This window comes from Allobosea minatitlanensis, from assembly GCF_964020775.1.
On sequence record NZ_OZ224509.1, the window covers coordinates 2,101,602 to 2,117,533 of the forward strand.

The 15,932-nt window shown below is 70.1% G+C and carries 16 protein-coding genes; 11 read left to right on the top strand and 5 right to left on the bottom strand.

Features of this window, described 5'->3' with window-relative positions; translation table 11 throughout:
• Positions 1-22 precede the first annotated feature (22 nt).
• Complete coding sequence (locus ACWH43_RS10465; protein WP_158443354.1) at positions 23-2,008, top strand: acetyl/propionyl/methylcrotonyl-CoA carboxylase subunit alpha; 1,986 nt, start codon at positions 23-25, stop codon at positions 2,006-2,008.
• A 154-nt stretch (positions 2,009-2,162) separates the two neighbouring features.
• Here ACWH43_RS10465 and ACWH43_RS10470 read toward each other — a convergent pair whose 3' ends face one another.
• The gene (locus tag ACWH43_RS10470; protein WP_158443353.1) at positions 2,163-3,008 is read right to left on the bottom strand and encodes an aminoglycoside phosphotransferase family protein; all 846 of its coding nucleotides are present in this window, start codon (positions 3,006-3,008) and stop codon (positions 2,163-2,165) included.
• Complete coding sequence (locus ACWH43_RS10475) at positions 3,005-3,772, bottom strand: SDR family NAD(P)-dependent oxidoreductase (RefSeq protein ID WP_158443352.1); 768 nt, start codon at positions 3,770-3,772, stop codon at positions 3,005-3,007. The genes ACWH43_RS10470 and ACWH43_RS10475 overlap by 4 nt, the downstream gene beginning before the upstream one ends.
• A 34-nt stretch (positions 3,773-3,806) precedes the next feature.
• On the opposite strand from ACWH43_RS10475, the gene ACWH43_RS10480 reads away from it, so the two are divergent.
• Both ACWH43_RS10480 and ACWH43_RS10485 read left to right on the top strand, forming a co-directional pair.
• Positions 3,807-4,163: a VOC family protein gene (locus ACWH43_RS10480; protein ID WP_158443351.1), complete on the top strand. Its 357-nt coding sequence runs from the start codon at positions 3,807-3,809 to the stop codon at positions 4,161-4,163.
• 65 nt (positions 4,164-4,228) lie between these two features.
• Complete coding sequence (locus ACWH43_RS10485; protein ID WP_158443350.1) at positions 4,229-4,666, top strand: DUF1489 family protein; 438 nt, start codon at positions 4,229-4,231, stop codon at positions 4,664-4,666.
• Positions 4,667-4,675: 9 nt separating this feature from the next.
• Here ACWH43_RS10485 and panC read toward each other — a convergent pair whose 3' ends face one another.
• A complete protein-coding gene (panC, locus tag ACWH43_RS10490) occupies positions 4,676-5,524 on the bottom strand; it encodes a pantoate--beta-alanine ligase (RefSeq protein ID WP_158443349.1) in 849 nt (282 codons plus the stop codon).
• Between the two features lie 99 nt (positions 5,525-5,623).
• Here panC and ACWH43_RS10495 point away from each other — a divergent pair, with 99 nt between their 5' ends.
• Together ACWH43_RS10495 and ACWH43_RS10500 are read left to right on the top strand one after the other, a co-directional pair.
• Positions 5,624-6,373, top strand: a complete 750-nt coding sequence (locus ACWH43_RS10495) for a VWA domain-containing protein (protein WP_448153455.1) — start codon at positions 5,624-5,626, stop codon at positions 6,371-6,373.
• The gene (locus ACWH43_RS10500; RefSeq protein WP_158443347.1) at positions 6,373-7,092 is read left to right on the top strand and encodes a DnaJ domain-containing protein; all 720 of its coding nucleotides are present in this window, start codon (positions 6,373-6,375) and stop codon (positions 7,090-7,092) included. Before ACWH43_RS10495 ends, ACWH43_RS10500 begins: the two co-directional genes overlap by 1 nt.
• A 55-nt stretch (positions 7,093-7,147) precedes the next feature.
• Here the strand turns inward: ACWH43_RS10500 and ACWH43_RS10505 are convergent, their stop codons facing one another.
• A complete protein-coding gene (locus ACWH43_RS10505; RefSeq protein WP_158443412.1) occupies positions 7,148-8,740 on the bottom strand; it encodes a serine hydrolase in 1,593 nt (530 codons plus the stop codon).
• Positions 8,741-9,094: 354 nt separating this feature from the next.
• On the opposite strand from ACWH43_RS10505, the gene ACWH43_RS10510 reads away from it, so the two are divergent.
• The 3 genes from ACWH43_RS10510 (at position 9,095) to ACWH43_RS10520 (ending at position 11,697) form a co-directional block, all read left to right on the top strand.
• A complete protein-coding gene (locus ACWH43_RS10510; RefSeq protein WP_158443346.1) occupies positions 9,095-9,442 on the top strand; it encodes a phasin family protein in 348 nt (115 codons plus the stop codon).
• 224 nt (positions 9,443-9,666) lie between these two features.
• The gene (locus ACWH43_RS10515; protein ID WP_158443345.1) at positions 9,667-11,196 is read left to right on the top strand and encodes a UxaA family hydrolase; all 1,530 of its coding nucleotides are present in this window, start codon (positions 9,667-9,669) and stop codon (positions 11,194-11,196) included.
• Positions 11,197-11,304: 108 nt separating this feature from the next.
• Positions 11,305-11,697: a DoxX family protein gene (locus tag ACWH43_RS10520; RefSeq protein ID WP_158443344.1), complete on the top strand. Its 393-nt coding sequence runs from the start codon at positions 11,305-11,307 to the stop codon at positions 11,695-11,697.
• A gap of 114 nt (positions 11,698-11,811) precedes the next feature.
• Here ACWH43_RS10520 and ACWH43_RS10525 read toward each other — a convergent pair whose 3' ends face one another.
• Entirely contained in the window at positions 11,812-12,996 is a 1,185-nt protein-coding gene (locus ACWH43_RS10525) for an aminotransferase (protein WP_158443343.1), read from the bottom strand.
• A gap of 108 nt (positions 12,997-13,104) precedes the next feature.
• Here ACWH43_RS10525 and ACWH43_RS10530 point away from each other — a divergent pair, with 108 nt between their 5' ends.
• From ACWH43_RS10530 to ACWH43_RS10540, 3 genes are all read left to right on the top strand, one after another.
• Positions 13,105-13,860, top strand: coding sequence for an SIR2 family NAD-dependent protein deacylase (locus ACWH43_RS10530; protein ID WP_448153456.1), 756 nt, complete (start codon positions 13,105-13,107; stop codon positions 13,858-13,860).
• Between the two features lie 190 nt (positions 13,861-14,050).
• On the top strand, positions 14,051-14,665 hold the full coding sequence (locus tag ACWH43_RS10535) for a cold-shock protein (RefSeq protein ID WP_158443341.1): 615 nt from the start codon (positions 14,051-14,053) through the stop codon (positions 14,663-14,665).
• A 194-nt stretch (positions 14,666-14,859) separates the two neighbouring features.
• Positions 14,860-15,930, top strand: coding sequence for an HD-GYP domain-containing protein (locus tag ACWH43_RS10540; RefSeq protein ID WP_260349306.1), 1,071 nt, complete (start codon positions 14,860-14,862; stop codon positions 15,928-15,930).
• Positions 15,931-15,932 lie beyond the last annotated feature (2 nt).

Genomic DNA, 15,932 nt, shown 5'->3' on the forward strand with positions numbered 1-15,932 from the left:
GTTCGCGAGGATGCCGCCGCCCATGACGATCGCCGCCAAGCTGCCTTCCATCCTGATCGCCAATCGCGGCGAGATCGCCTGCCGCGTCATCCGCACCGCGAAGCGGCTCGGTCTGCGCACCATCGCGGTCTATTCGGACGCCGATGCGCAGGCGCTGTTCGCGCAGATGGCGGACGAGGCCTGGCATATCGGCGCGGCCCCGGCCCGCGAAAGCTATCTCGATGCCGGCAAGATCCTCGCCGTGGCGAAGGAGGCCGGCGCCGCCTGCATCCATCCGGGCTATGGCTTCCTCTCCGAGAATGCGGAATTCGCCGAGGCCTGCGCGAAAGCGGGGATCGTCTTCGTCGGCCCGCCGCCCTCCGCCATCCGGGCGATGGGCCTGAAGGACGCGGCCAAGGCGCTGGTCGAGAAGGCGGGCGTGCCGGTGGTGCCGGGCTATCACGGGGCCGAGCAGGGCGCCGATTTCCTCCGCGGGGAAGCGCGGCGCATCGGCTACCCCGTGCTCATCAAGGCGGTCGCCGGCGGCGGCGGCAAGGGCATGAAGAAGGTCGACCGGCCCGAGGAGTTCGACGACGCGCTCACCAGCGCCCAGCGCGAGGCCCAGAACGCTTTCGGCGACGCCCGCGTGCTGGTCGAGAAATACGTGCTCTCGCCGCGCCATGTCGAGATCCAGGTCTTCGGCGACGGCCACGGCAATGTCGTGCATCTCTATGAACGCGATTGCTCGTTGCAGCGCCGCCATCAGAAGGTGATCGAGGAGGCGCCGGCGCCGGGCATGACGCCGGAGGTGCGCGCCGCGATGGGCAAGGCCGCGACCGAGGCGGCGAGGGCGGTCGGCTATGTCGGCGCCGGCACGGTCGAGTTCATCGCCGACGGGCGCGATGGCCTGCGCGCCGACCGCTTCTATTTCATGGAGATGAATACGCGGCTGCAGGTCGAGCATCCGGTGACGGAGGCGATCACCGGGCTCGATCTCGTCGAATTGCAGCTCAAGGTCGCGGCCGGCGAGCCGCTCGGCTTCACGCAGAACGACGTGACGGCGAAGGGCCATGCCGTCGAGGCTCGGCTTTATGCCGAGGATCCCGAGAAGGGCTTCCTGCCCTCGACCGGCAAGCTCTGGGCGCTGAGCTTTCCGCATGGCGAGGGCATCCGCATCGATACCGGCGTCGAGGCCGGCGATACGGTGACGCCGTTCTACGATCCGATGATCGCCAAGGTGATCGCCCATGGCGCAACGCGCGACGAGGCGCTGGACAGGCTCGGCGCGGCGCTGGGCGAGACGACCGTCGCCGGCCCGCGCACCAATCTCGCTTTTCTCAAGAAGCTGACCGAGGCGGAAGGCTTCCGGAAGGGGCCGTTCGACACCGGCTTCATCGACCGCAATATCGCCGCGCTCGGCGCGGAGCCGCAGCCGCTCGATGCGGCGGCGGTGGCGGCCGCCGCCTTGCAGCTCGAGGAGGAGCGCCAGGAGGCCGGGATGGTCGAGGCCGCCGGCCGGGCGGAGAGCGAGGCACGCTCGCCATGGCTCGATGCGGATGCCTTCTCGCTGATGCCGCGCCCGCCGCTCGGCTTGCCGCTGCTGGTCGATGGCGAGCGGGTCGAGGCCCGGATCGAGTGGGACGGCGCGGATGCGCGCGTCAGCCTGCCCGGTCACGAGATCGGCGCGGGCGAGCACGAGGTTGCGCTGGCCGAAGGCGAGGGCGGCGTCTGGTATGCGCTGCATCGCGGCCGGCAGACGGCGGTGTCGCTGTTCGATCCGTTCAGCGTCGATCTCGATGCCGCGGCCGGCTCGGGCGGCGTGGTCAAGGCGCCGATGCACGGCAAGCTCGTCGCGCTCTTCGTCGCGCCCGGCGAGGCGGTGACGAAGGGCCAGCGCCTCGCCATCGTCGAGGCGATGAAGATGGAGCATGTGCTGACCGCCCCGCGCGACGGCACCGTCAGCGAGGTTGCGGGCGAGCCGGGCGCGCAGGTGGCGGAAGGCGCGAAGGTGGTCGTGCTGGGGGAATAAGTGAGACGGCGGAATCGCTTGCGGGTGATTGCTGGGAGATTGATTTAGGCCGGTTTCGTCATGGTCGGGCTTGTTTCGACCATCCACGTCTTCGCTGGTCGAAGGTCGCGTTCAAAACCTGGATGCTCGCCGCAAGGGCGAGCAGGGCGGCGCGCTATGCGTCGAGAGCTGCCGCCGCCTTCGCCAGGATCGTCAGATTGATCTCCGCCAGCGGGTCGTCGTCTTCCAGAAACCAACTCGCCGACAACCCGCACGAGGCGATGATCCAGCGCAGAAGACGCTGACGTTCCAGTCCCGATTTCGCCAGAACGATCTCCAGCCGGCGCTCGAAGGCTCCTGGCGCGACGGCGGCCGGAGGCTCGGGGTTGGCGAGGTCGGGGTCGCAGAACAGGATCGTGTATTCGAAGGCGCGGTCGCCGATTACCGATTTCGGATCGATGGCGAGCCAGCCGCGTTCCCCGAAATCGAGGACGTTGTCGTGATGCAGGTCGGCATGGAGCGGTACGATCTCCCGCTGTGCCGGCAGGAGCGCAGTCGCCTCCTCGGCGGCACGAGCAATAAGGCGGCCATGCCGGGCCGCTGCCGGAAACAGGTCCTTGAACCAGGTTTTGAGCGGGATCAGCCCGGATGGAGCCGGGCCGCGCGGCTTCTGCAAGGCGGTGATGGCATCGCAGAGGATGGCAGTGGCTTCGTCATCGCCCGCTGCACCGCTGCGCGCCATGGCGGCGAGCGAACGCTGGCCGGTGGCGCGTTCGATCAGCATGGCCTCGCCATTCTCGCTGCGCGCGAGCAGGCGGGCGGCGCCATCGCCGTTCCAGTATTCCAGTGGCAGATAGCCGCGCCGCTCGTCCTCGACCTCGGGCAGCTTCAGCATTGCGGGTGCGCCGCCTCGAAGGACGGGCAGCAGGTGGCTGGCGTGGGTCCGGATCGGCTTGCCGTCTGGCACGAGGCCCCAACGGGCGAGCCAGGGTCCGAAAACCGTTCGAGGAACCGCGCTCATCCGCGGCCGATCACAGGGAACTGTTCGGCCTCGTAGATCTGGCCGGAGACCGGCGCGCTGTCGTCCGAGAGCCAGAACGCGGTATGGGCGGCGATCTCCTCCGGCTGCATGATCCGGCCGGTCGGCGCGTGGCGGAGCGGCACATGATTCTGCCAGCCGGCTTCACGGCCCTCGCGCCGCTGCGTCGCGTCCTCGTTGGCCGTCCAGGTCCAGCCGACATTGAGCTGGTTGGCGCGGATGCGCTCGGGGCCGAGCGTGTCGGCGAGGTTGCGCGTCATCGTCATCAGCGCGCCCTTCGACATCGAATAGACCGTGAGGTTCGAGAGGCCGCACCAGGCGTTGATCGAGCCGACCGTGACGATGGCGCCGGGCGATTTCTGCGCCCGGAAGGCGCGGATCGCGGCCTCGGCGCAGAGCAGCGGCGCCCGCGTGTTGACCGCGAAGACATGGTCGAAGAAGGCGGCGGTGGTCTCGCCCAGCACGCCGCGCGGATAGATGCCGGCATTGTTGACCAGGCCATCGATCCGGCCGAAGGCGGCGATGGTCGCGTCGACGATGGCCTGAGCGGCCTCCGGCGCCGCGAGATCGCCGGTCGCGCCCCGCGCCGCGTCGCCGAGGTTCGCGACGGCGGCGGCGACCTCCGCCTCGTCGCGGCCATGGACAAGCACCTTCGCGCCTTCGGCCACCAGCCGTTCCGCCATGGCATGGCCGATGCCGCTCGATGAGCCGGTGACGAGGATGACCTTGCCTGCAAGTCCGCGCATGATGAAACGTCCGTAGCCAGTCCGGGAGCCAACGATGACGGTGAAGCGTATCGTCGTGAACATGCTAACCGCCGAACCGGAGCGCGCGAAACCCTTCTACGGCGGCCTTTTCGACATGCACCCCGTCATGGACCATGGCTGGATCCGGATCTGCGCGGCGGAGGGCGACCCGGCCGGGCCGCAGCTCGGCTTCGCCAGCGAGGGCGGCTCCGGCGCGCCGGTGCCGGATTTGTCGATCGAGGTCGACGATCTCGAGGCGGTGCTGGCCAGGGTCGCGGCGGCGGGGCTGGCGATCGAATACGGCCCGGCCGACGAGCCCTGGGGCGTGCGGCGCTTCTTCCTGCGCGACCCGTTCGGACGGCTGGTCAACGTGCTCGCCCACGCCCGCTGAAGCCCGTCTGTGGAGAAGCGCGGCGGAGGCTGGCTCCATGCCGTGCCCGCGCCTATTTTGCGGACATGGCCCTTCACCTGCTCAAGCTCTGCGTCGGCGCGGAATCGATCTCGGATCTCGAGGGCTGGGTCGAGGAGCGGATGGCGCAGCGCCGGGGGCGCGGCGAGCCGGCCGAGCAACTGCACACCACGCGCATGGTGCCGAAGAAGATCGACGAGATCCTCGACGGCGGCTCGCTCTACTGGGTGATCAAGGGGCAGATCGCGGCGCGCCAGCGATTGACCGGCATCCGGCCCTTCACCGATGCCGAGGGCATCGGCCGCTGCCATCTGGTGATGGAGCCGGTGGTGGTGCCGGTGGAGCCGCGCCCGTTCCGCCCCTTCCAGGGCTGGCGCTACCTACTGGCGAAAGACGCCCCGCGCGACCTCGCCGAGCATGGCGGCGATCTCGGCGAGATGCCGGAGGCGATGCGGCGCGAGCTGGCGGGATTGGGGCTGCTGTAGAACGCCCGTTCAGACCGCGATATTGTCAAGCAGCCGCGTGCCGCCGATGCGCGCCGCGATCAGCAGGCGCATCGGGCCGTCCGCCAGCGATGTGACCGGCGCCAGGGTCTCGGCGTGGCGCGCTTCCAGATAGTCCAGCTCGAAGCCGGCCGTGATGATCTCGTTCTGCGCATCCGAGACCGCCTGGAACAGCGGATCCTCGTTGCGGATGCGCGCGGCGAGATCCTGCATCGCGCGATGCAGCGTCGGCGCCAGCGCGCGATGCTCGGCCGAGAGATAGCGGTTGCGCGAGGACATGGCGAGGCCGTCGGCCTCGCGGATCGTCGCCAGCGGCACGATGCGGATGCCGAGGTCGAGATCGGCCGCCATGCGGGTGACGACCTTGAGCTGCTGGTAGTCCTTCTCGCCGAAGACGGCGTGGTCGGCGCGCGACTGCGTGAAGAGCTTGCAGCAGACCGTTGCCACGCCTTCGAAATGCGTCGGCCGGAAGCGATCCTCCAGCCCGACGGCGGCAGGGCCCAGCAGCAGAACGCGCGTGGCGAAGCCGGCCGGGTACATCTCCTCGACGGAGGGGAAATAGACGGCGTCGGCGCCGGCGGCGACGAGCTTGGCGCAGTCGTCGTCGAAGGTGCGCGGGTATTTCTTGAAATCCTCGTGCGGCGCGAACTGGGTCGGGTTGACGAAGATCGAGACGATGGTTCGGCGCGCATGGCGCCGGCCCTCCGTCACCAGCGCGATATGGCCCTCGTGCAGGGCGCCCATGGTCGGGACCAGCGCGACCTCTTCGCCGGCCGCATGCCAGCCCGCGACGGCTTCGCGCATCGCGGCAACCGTCTCGAAAATCGTGATCCCGGCCATTCTCGTTTCCTCCACCCGGCGGACGGGTAGCAAATGCGGCCGCTCTGGCCAATATCAGGATCGGGGCAGGATGCGATTCAGGAAGGCCGCCGACAGGTCATGAGCGACAAGAACGACCGGGCCGTGGGCCGTGCGGCGGGGCGATCCGCCGCGGAAGCGTCGCGGCCGGGCGAGATCGACCGCTTTCTCGGCGCCGCCAGGCGGCTGGCGCCGCTCGCCGCCGGGACGGCGGGACGCCTCGTCTTCGCGCTCGACGCGACGATGAGCCGGCAGCCGACCTGGGACCTCGCCTGCTCGCTGCAGGGGCGGATGTTCGAGGTCGCGGCCAAGGGGTCAGAATCCGGCGGCGGGCTCGCGGTGCAGCTCGTCTATTTCCGCGGGCTCGGCGAATGCCGGGCCTCGGGCTGGGTCGGCGAGCCCGGTCGCCTCAAGGGGTTGATGGGGCGCATCGCCTGCGAGGGCGGGCAGACGCAGATCGCGCGGGTGCTGCGGCATGTGCGCGACGAGGCGCGGCGCGTGCCGCTGCGGGCCTTCGTCTTCGTCGGCGACGCGATGGAGGAGGACGCCAATGTGCTGGCCGGCCTTGCCGGCGAGCTCGGGCTGCGCGGTATCCGCGGCTTCGTCTTCCAGGAGGGGAACGATCCCGTGGCGGCCCGCGCCTTCGCGGCGATCGCGCGGTTGACCGGCGGGGCGCATGCGCGCTTCGACGTCTCGGCGCCGGCCTCGCTGCTGGAATTGCTGCGCGCCGCCGCCGCCTATGCCGCAGGCGGGCGCGCGGCGATGCTCCGGCTCGCCGGCGAAAGCCCGGCCGTGAAGGGGCTGATCGCCGCCATGGATGGAGAGCGCTAGTGGGGCTGCTCTACGGCGTCGCCGTCCTCATCCTGGTCTGGTGGCTGGCGAAGCTCTTCGCCGGCGCCAATCCGAAGGTCCTGGCCAAGCTCGGCAAGACGGTGGGCGGCGTCGCCTCGCTCGGCGTCGCGGCGCTGCTGATGGCGCGCGGGCGCATGGACATGGCGATCTTCCTCGGCGGCATCGGCACCTGGCTGCTCGGCTGGAGCGCGACCGGCCCGGGCGGCATCCGCTTTCCCTGGGCCGACCGCGCCGGGCCGACGCCGGGCGCGACCTCCCGGGTGCAGTCGCTCCTGCTGGAGATGGAGCTCGACCACGACAGCGGCGCGATGCGCGGCCGGGTCAGGAGCGGCGCCTATGCCGGGCGCGACCTCGACAGTCTCGGGACGGCCGAGCTCGGCGCGCTGATGCGCGACTGCCTGGCGCACGACGCCGAGGGCGCCCGCCTGCTAGAGGCTTATCTCGACCGCCGGTCGCCCGGCTGGCGTGAAGACGCTCAGCGTGACGGTGACGCGGGGCAGCGCGGCGCGCCGGGCGCGGGCGCGATGACGCAGCAGGAGGCCTACGAGATCCTGGGGCTTCAGCCGGGGGCGGGCGAGGAGGCGGTCCGCGAAGCCCACCGGGCTCTGATGAAGCGGATTCACCCGGATGCCGGCGGTACGAGCGGCCTTGCCGCTCGCGTCAACCAGGCCAAGGACGTCCTTCTGAAGCGCGGATAGGGCCGGGTTCTGGGAATAGGTCGGCGACATGGCGTGAACTCCTTTCCCGGGCCGGTCAGCTCTTGGTGGCGAAGCAGGAGAAGCCGCCCCGCTTCAGCTTGGCGCAGGCGTTCTGCGCGTCCTTCGAGTCGTCGAAGCCGGCGAAGCGGGCGCGGAACAGGGTGGACCCGCCCTTCTCGACCTTCTCGGTGAAGGGCGAGGCGCTGGCGAGCGGGCCGGCGGCCTTGGCGCGGGCACGGGCCAGGATCTCCTTGGCCTTGGCTTCGTCGTCGGTGGCGCCGAGCTGGATCACCCATTTGCCGGAGGCGACGACCGCGGCCTGGTGCGACATCGCCGGCGCGGGCTCGGGCGCCTGGGCCCTGGCCGGGGCGGGCTCCGCCTTGCGGACGGCGCTGGCGGCGGCCGGCACGGCCTTCGCCTCGGCGACCTTCACGGGCTCGGCGGCCGGCTCGGGCAGCCTGGCAATCGAGGAGGTGGTGTCGACGTTCGCCGGCGGCCGCAGGACCTTGGCGTCGGCCGGCTGGGCGCCGATCGACCAGCGCATCGCCGAAGGCGTCGTGGTCGCGGTGACCGGGCGCATGTTGGAGATCTGCAGCGGCTGGCCGGCGGGCACCGGGCGCGGCGGCGCGATCGGGGTCTGGGTCGGCATCGGCGCATAGGCGCGGGCGACCGCCGGCAGAGGCGCGGAGACGGTCTCCGGGCGCGGCACCGGGATCGGCGCGGGCTCGGCGGTGGCGAGGCGCGGGCGCTCCTCCGGCCGGACGCGCTCCTCGGGGCGGGCGCGCTCCTCGCGCTCCGGCGCCTCGGCGACCATCACCGCGGCGCGGCCGCTGGTGGAGGCACGCGGCAGGTTGGCGAGGACGAGATCGGTCATGATCTTGTCGCGGGAGGCCCCGGAACGGCCGCCGAGCACGATCGAGACGATCTGCCGGCCGCCGGCCTTGGCGGAGGTCATCAGGTTGAAGCCCGAAGCGCGGGTGTAGCCGGTCTTGATGCCGTCGACGCCCTCGACCTTGCCGAGCAGGCGGTTATGGCCGCGGATGGTGCGGTTGCCATACTGGAAGGCGCGGGTCTGGAAGAGCGGGAAATAGCGCGGGAAGCGCTCCTGGATGGCGCGGGCGAGAATGGTGAGGTCGCGCGCCGTGGTGATGTTCGGCGGCGAGGCCGGCAGGCCGTTGGCATTGGAGAAGCGCGTCGAGGCCATGCCGAGCGAGCGTGCCTTGCGCGTCATCATCTCGGCGAAGGCGGCCTCGGAGCCGGCGATGTTCTCGGCCACCACGACGGAGGCGTCGTTGGCCGAGAGGGTGATCATGCTCTTGATGGCGTCGCTGACGGAGAGCGTCGAGCCGGGGCGCAGGCCGAGCTTGGTCGGCGGCTGCGAGGCCGCGTAGGACGAGACCTTGAGCTCGGAATCCATGTCGAAGCGGCCGCGCTCCATCTGCTCGAACAGCATGTAGAGCGTCATGACCTTGGTCAGCGAGGCGGGGATGCGCGCCGCATCCTCGTTGACCGCATGCAGCGTGCGGCCGGTCTTCACGTCGACCACCATCGCGGCATAGGGCGGCGTGTAGCCGCCGCCGGACGCGTGATGACGGCGCTTGCGCGCCTCGGCGGGGGAAGCGGCCATGGTGGCCGCCACGGCGACCATCCCGATCAGCCCGGCGGCGACCCGCAGACGCGGACGCCGCAACCCAACGCAACCAAACACCATGAAAGGCCCCGAACTCAACGCTCACAAGTCCGATCCCGCGCCGCCACGTGGCGCGAAGGACACAGTAGGGGAGGTTAGGACGACGCGGTTACGGAGCCGTTAAAAATTGAACGGTTGCGACCGGAACGATCTGCGCTTGGTGCATTGCAGCGTCCGCTTGACATTCATGTTGCGCTGCACAATATAGCGGCAGTCCCCGGTGGTGATCTCTTCATACGACCTTGGGGCGACACGACCGGGCCTTGCACGGCTCGCCACCTGAGTGGGCACCCAGCGTGCCAGGAGATAGCCATGATCCAGCAGTTCGAGACCTTCCAGAAAGCCTCCAAAGAGAACGTCGACGCCGCTCTGAAGGCCTTCGGCGCCACCTCCAAGGGCGTCCAGACCATCGCCGTCGAGGCCACCGACTACGCCAAGAAGTCCTTCGAGGCCGGCACCGCCACGCTCGAGAAGCTCGCCGGCGTGAAGACCTTCGACAAGGCCCTCGAGATCCAGGCCGATTTCGTCAAGAACTCGTTCGAGGGCGCCGTCGCCCAGCTCACCAAGATGGGCGAGCTCTACACGGCCCTCGCCAAGGACGCCTACAAGCCGTTCGAGGGCATCGTCGCCAAGTCGGCTCCGGCCGCCGCCGGCAAGTGATCGCCGGCAAGTGATCTCCGGCTCGTGACCCGCGGCGCGGCCGGTCCGCGCCGATGGCGTCCTGCGATGCAGCGTTTCGGGAAGCCCGGCCTTGACGGCCGGGCTTCTTCCGTTGCGGCGCGCGCGGGGCCGCCGCTCTTTTGAACCGATTGAAAACGGGCAGGATTGAGCGCATCTCTAGGGCGGACGCCGCAGATTGCGGCGAGAGGGACCTTCGTTTCGCCATGCTCGACAAAGCCGCTCCGCCCCGCACGCTGAAGCTCAACGCAGCCGACAACGTCGTCGTCGCGGTCGACCCCGTGGATGCCGGCGTCACGGCCGCCGGCGTCGAGGCGCTGAAGCGCATTCCGCGCGGGCACAAGATGGCGATCGCGCCGATCGCAAAGGACGAGCCGATCCGCAAATTCGGCCAGATCATCGGCTTCGCCACCGGCGACATCTTGCCCGGCGACTGGGTGCATGAGCACAACACCGGCTTCCACGCCTTCGAGCGGGACTACGCCTATGCCGCCGAGGCAAAACCCGAATTCGTGCTGCCGGTCGAGCGGCAGGCGACCTTCGAGGGCTTCCGCCGCGCCAACGGCAAGGCCGGCACGCGCAACTATGTCGGCATCCTGACCTCGGTGAACTGCTCGGCCTCGGCCGCGCGCTTCATGGCCGAGGAGGTCAAGCGCTCCGGCCTGCTCGCCGATTACCCCAATGTCGACGGCGTCATCGCCCTGACCCACGGCACCGGCTGCGGCATCGACTACAACGGCGAGAGCTTCGAGGTGCTGAAGCGCACCACCTGGGGCTATGCCTGCAACCCCAACATGGCGGCGGTGCTGGTCGTCGGCCTCGGCTGCGAGGGCTTCCAGATCAGCCGCATGAAGGAGGCCTATGGCGTCACCGAGAGCGACGTCTTCCGCACGCTAACGATCCAGGAGACGGGCGGGACCAGGAAGGCGGTCGCCGCCGGCATCGAGGCGCTGAAGGTGATGCTGCCGATCGCCAACCGGGCCAGGCGCGAGACCGTGCCGGCCTCCGAGCTGATGCTGGCTTTGCAGTGCGGCGGCTCGGACGGCTATTCCGGCATCACCGCCAATCCCGCGCTGGGCGCGGCCGTCGACATCCTCGTCGAGCATGGCGGCACGGCGATCCTCTCCGAGACGCCGGAGATCTACGGCGCCGAGCACCTGCTGACGCGGCGGGCCGCGACGCGCGAGGTCGGCGAGAAGCTCGTCGGCATCATCAAATGGTGGGAGGACTATACCGAGCGCGCCCGGATGAGCATGAACAACAACCCCTCGCCGGGGAACAAGGCGGGCGGGCTGACCACCATCCTGGAGAAGTCGCTGGGCGCGGCCGCCAAGGGCGGCACCAAGACGATGTCGGCGGTCTACCACTATGCCGAGCCGGTGAAGGCGAAGGGCTTCGTCTACATGGACACGCCCGGCTACGATCCGGTCGCGGCGACGGGGCAGGTCGCCGGCGGCGCCAACATCCTCGCCTTCACGACGGGCAGGGGCTCCGCCTATGGCTGCAAGCCGACGCCCTCGATGAAGCTGGCGACCAACACGCCGATCTACGAGAAGATGATCGACGACATGGACATCAATTGCGGCGACGTGCTCGACGGAGTCTCGCTCGAGCAGAAGGGCCGCGAGATCTTCGAGAAGCTGCTCAAGGTCGCCTCGGGCGAACGGACCAAATCCGAGCAGCTCGGCTATGGCGACGCCGAATACGTGCCCTGGCAGATCGGCGCGACGATGTGACACCGGCCGCGACCGCTTGAACCCGACCGCGTTTCCGCGCGACCTTTGCGCAGGGGCCGGCACCGCTGCGAAGCGGGCCGGCCCTTCCATTGTCGGTTGGGGATGATCATGAAGACCGTGTTTCTCGTTACGATCCCGCGCGTCCTGCTCGGACTGCTTTTCCTCGTCAGCGCCGTCGACGGCTTCTGGTGGCTGGCAACCGGCGAGAACCTGATCCATCCGCCCACCAGCGAGCGCGGGCTCGCTTTCGAGGCGGCCCTGCAGCAATCGGGATTCCTCTGGCCCCTGATCAAGGTGGTGAACCTGGTCGGCGGCACGAGCCTGCTGTTCAACCTGGCTCCGGCCTTCGGTCTCGTCCTGATCGCCCCGATCCTGACGGTGATCGTGTTCTTCCACTTCGTTCTGAACGTGCAGGGCATTCCGGTCGCGATCATCGTCGCCGGTCTGGGCGCGGTGCTGGCCTTTGCCTATCGCGACCGCTACGCGGCGCTGTTCCGGTAGCGATCCGAGGCCTCATTCCGGGCCCAAGGCTCGGGCGGCCCGACCAGGCCCGGCGGATGGCTTTGCTTCGCTCGCCGTGGCGGCGGCTGCGGCGGCCCGAAGCGAAGGCGGGCCTCAGAGCGAAAACCCGGTCAGCCGTTCGCCGAGCAGGGCGATCCGCTCGGCCGCGACATTGGCGATGGCGATCCGCAGATGCGCTTCCTGGCCAGGGCCGAAATAGGGGCCGGGCAGGGCGAGTACGCCGCGCTCCTGCGCCAGGCGCTGCGCCACCTCGGCCGCCCTGGCGCCCGCGAAGGGATGGGCGACATAGGCGAAATAGGCGCCGGCCGAGAGCACGCGCCAGCCGTTCAGCGGCGTCATCGTCGCGCGGAACAGGCCGGCGCGGGCGTTGATCTCGGCGCGGTTGCGCTCGCGCCAGGCGCGGATGCCGTCGATGCCCCAGCTCACCGCGGCCTGCCCGCTGCGGACCGGGTTGATCTGGATGCAGTCGAGCACCTTGCCGATCTGGGCGACGACCGGCTCGCCGGCCGTGATCGCGCCCAGGCGCCAGCCCGGAACGGCATAGGCCTTGGAGAAGCTGTAGAGCCCGATCACCGAATCCCGCCAGCCGCTTGCGGCGAAGACCTCATGCGGCCTGGAAGCGTCTCCCGGCAGGAAGTCGCGATAGGTTTCGTCGAGCACGAGCCAGAGCCCGCGCCGGGCGCAGAGCGCGGCGAAGGCGGCGATGGTCTCGGGCGGGTAGACCGCGCCCGTCGGGTTGTTCGGCGTCACCAGCACGATGGCGCGGGTGCGGGCGTCGATCAGCGCCTCGGCGGTGGCGACATCGGGAACGAAGCCGGATTCCGGCGCGCAGGGCAGCGGCCGCGATTCGACGCCGAGCATGGTCAGCGTCATCTCGTGGTTGAAATACCAGGGCGTCGGCAGCAGCACGTTGTCGCCGGCCCGCGCCAGCGCCATCATCGTCACGACATAGGCCTGGTTGCAGCCGGAGGTGATCGCGACCTCGGCCGGGCTGAAGGCGGCGCCGTAGATTCGCGAGATCTCGGCGGCATAGCCCTCGCGCAGGGCGGCGTCGCCGGTGATGCCGCCATAGCGCGCATTGCCGGGCTCGGCCGCCGCCTCCGCCAGCCGGCGCAGCAGGGCCTCCGGCGGGGCCGAGCCGGGCACCGCCTGCGACAGGTCGACCAGCGGGCCGCGGGCGCCGTCATAGCGGCGCGCCCAGCCCTGCGCCTCCGGGATCGGTGGCGTGCCGGTGTCGAGGAGGTCGGGGTTCAGCGCGGGGGACGGGGAGGTCGGCATGGCAGGCCTGCTTTGGGGCGGCGCGGGCCGCGCGTCAATCGCCTTGGAAGCGTCGCAACCCTCCGCCATATCTGGAACGTTTCCCATTCCGGGACCGGGTGAGAGCCGATGCAGGACGAGACCGAGGATGCGATCGCCGAGCTGCATGCCATGCTCGACCGGGCGGATAGCATCGTCAGCTTCACCGGCGCCGGCATCTCGACGGAATTGGGGGTGCCGGACTTCCGCTCGGCCGGCTCGCCCTGGATGGTCAACAAGCCGATCCCGTTCGACGCCTTCGTGGCGAGCCGCGAGGCGCGCATCGAGGCCTGGCGGCGCAAATTCGCGATGGACGACCATTACCGCGGCGCGCAGCCGAATATCGGCCACCGGGCGCTGGCGCGGCTGGTCGCGGAGGGGCGCTCGCCGGCGATCGTGACGCAGAACATCGACGGGCTGCACCAGGCCTCGGGCGTCCCGGAGGACCGGATCGTCGAGCTGCACGGCAACGGCACCTATGCGACCTGCCTGAACTGCGGCTGGCGCCACGAGCTGGCGGCGATCCGCCACGCCTTCGAGGAAACTGGCGAGCCGCCCGCCTGCCTGATCTGCGCCGGGCCGGTGAAGTCGGCGACGATCTCCTTCGGCCAGGCCATGCCGCAGGCGGCGATGATGCGGGCCCAGGAGCTGGCGCTCGAATGCGATCTCTTCCTCGTCGTCGGCTCGTCGCTGGTGGTCTTCCCGGCGGCGACGCTGCCGGTCATCGCCAAGCGCCAGGGCGCGCGGCTCGTCATCCTCAACCGCGAGCCGACCGAGCTCGACCCGATCGCCGATCTGGTGATCCGTGCCGAAAGCGGCCGGGCGCTGGCGCCGCTGCTTTCCTGAGCGCGGCGGGCACGCCGGAGCCGGCCTCCACCGCCGGGGCGCGGGTGATGGTGCGGGCGCCGATTCCATCTGCGGGCACGATCGTTGCCGCCGGATCATGTGGAAGATCCGATGGGGGGTGTATCCCGAATCCGCAGCGGTGCTATCGTGACGGCACGAATCAAGACGTTCTGCGTGGGGTGAGCGGCACATGTCCGACGAATTCGGTGAGAGCGGGCGGCCACCGATGGGTCCCATTCAGTCATTGAACCGCGTCGTGCGGCTGGACGGTCCGGCGCATGGCGTCGCGGACGTGCCCGTCGAGGTCACCGGCTACGTCAAATGGTTCGACGTCTCCAAGGGCTACGGTTTCGTGGTGCCCGAGGCCGGCGGCGCCGATGTTCTGCTTCACGTCACCATCCTGAAACGCGACGGGTTCAACGCCATAGCGGAAGGCGCTCGCATCGTGCTCGAGGCGGTCGAGAAGCCGCGCGGGCGCCAGGCGGTCCGCGTTCTCTCGATCGACACCACCGCGGCGCGCCATCCTTCGGAGATGCCGCTCGCCCGCACCAACGTCACCGTCGCGCCGACCAGCGGGCTGGAACGCATGGTGGTGAAGTGGTTCAACCGGCTGCGCGGCTTCGGCTTCGTCTCGAAGGGCGAGGGCGCGCCTGACGTCTTCGTGCATATGGAGACGCTGCGCCGCTACGGCCTCGTCGAGCTGGTGCCCGGGCAGACCGTGCTGGTGCGCTACGGCCCCGGGCCGAAGGGCCTGATGGCGGCCGAGGTCCGGCTCGAGGCGGGCGGGGCCTCCGCCGCGCATTGACGCGCCCGGAAGCGGTGGAACGAACGCGCCGGCGGGGCTTCCGCCGGCTTTTTCGTTTCATGCCGCAGATAGCGCGGGTTTCGGCAAGCGGCTTTTACGGTTCCTCAATCCCTTGGGCTAGAATAAGGCGTTTCCGCCGGAGGTTTCGCCCCATCATCCTTCTCGTCAGCGATCGTGACCGGCAGCGTCTGGCGTTGCAGCGCGCGCTCTCGGTCTGGGGAGCGTGCCGGAGCTTCGATCTCGCCGAGACCGATGCGATCGCCGCCGCCTCCGGCCGGATCCTGATCGTCGATCTCGACCTGTCCGATCCGGCGACGATCGGCGCGGCGCGCGCCGCGCTGGCGCCGCACCGGCGCGGGGGCACTCCGTTCCTGTTCCTGCTCCGGGACATGTCGGCGCGCTGCCAGATGCAGGCGAACGCGCTCGGCGCGAGGGTGGTCCTGCCGGCCGCGACCGCGCAGCCCGCGCTGCTCGACCGGGTGGGCGCGCTGCTCGGGCTCCTGCAGGAGGCGGGGCCGCAGGCGGCGCAGCAGCGCCGCTTCGTCCGGGCCTCCGCCGCCTTCGCCGATCTGCTCGAGGCGGCGGGCTCCGGCGACGCGCTGCCGGTCCAGCTCATCCATGACGGGGTCGAGGCGATCAACCGGGCGGCCGCCGATGCCGATCTCGACGCCTGGCTCGACCTGGTCTGGCGCCATGACGACGCGACCTACCAGCATTGCCTGCTCGTTTCGGGGCTGGTCGCCGCCTTCGCGCACAAGCTCGGCTTCAGCGAGGCTGACCGGCAACTGATCACCGGCGCCGCGGTCCTGCATGACATCGGCAAGGCGCGCATCCCGCTCGACATCCTGCGCAAGGAGGGGCCGCTGACGCCCGAGGAGCGCGCGATCATCTGCCGCCATCCGCAGATCGGCCACGACATGCTGGTCGCGCAGGGGGGCTTCGCCCCGCTGGTCCTCGACGCGGTGCTGTCGCATCACGAGATGCTCGACGGGTCGGGCTATCCGCGGGGGATCGGGGCGGAGCGGATCTCTGACCCGGTGCGGGTGATCACGATCTGCGACATCTATGCCGCGCTGATCGAGCGCCGCTCCTACAAGCAGCCGCTGCCGCCGGGCGAGGCCTTCGCCGTCCTGGTCGGCATGGGCGGCAAGCTCGACCGCGATCTGGTGCGCGTCTTCGGCGAGGTGGTGCTGGGCACGGCCGTCAGCCGGCTGGGCAAGGTTCTCGGCCCGGCCGGTCCCCGCGACGCGGAACGGGTGGCCTGAGC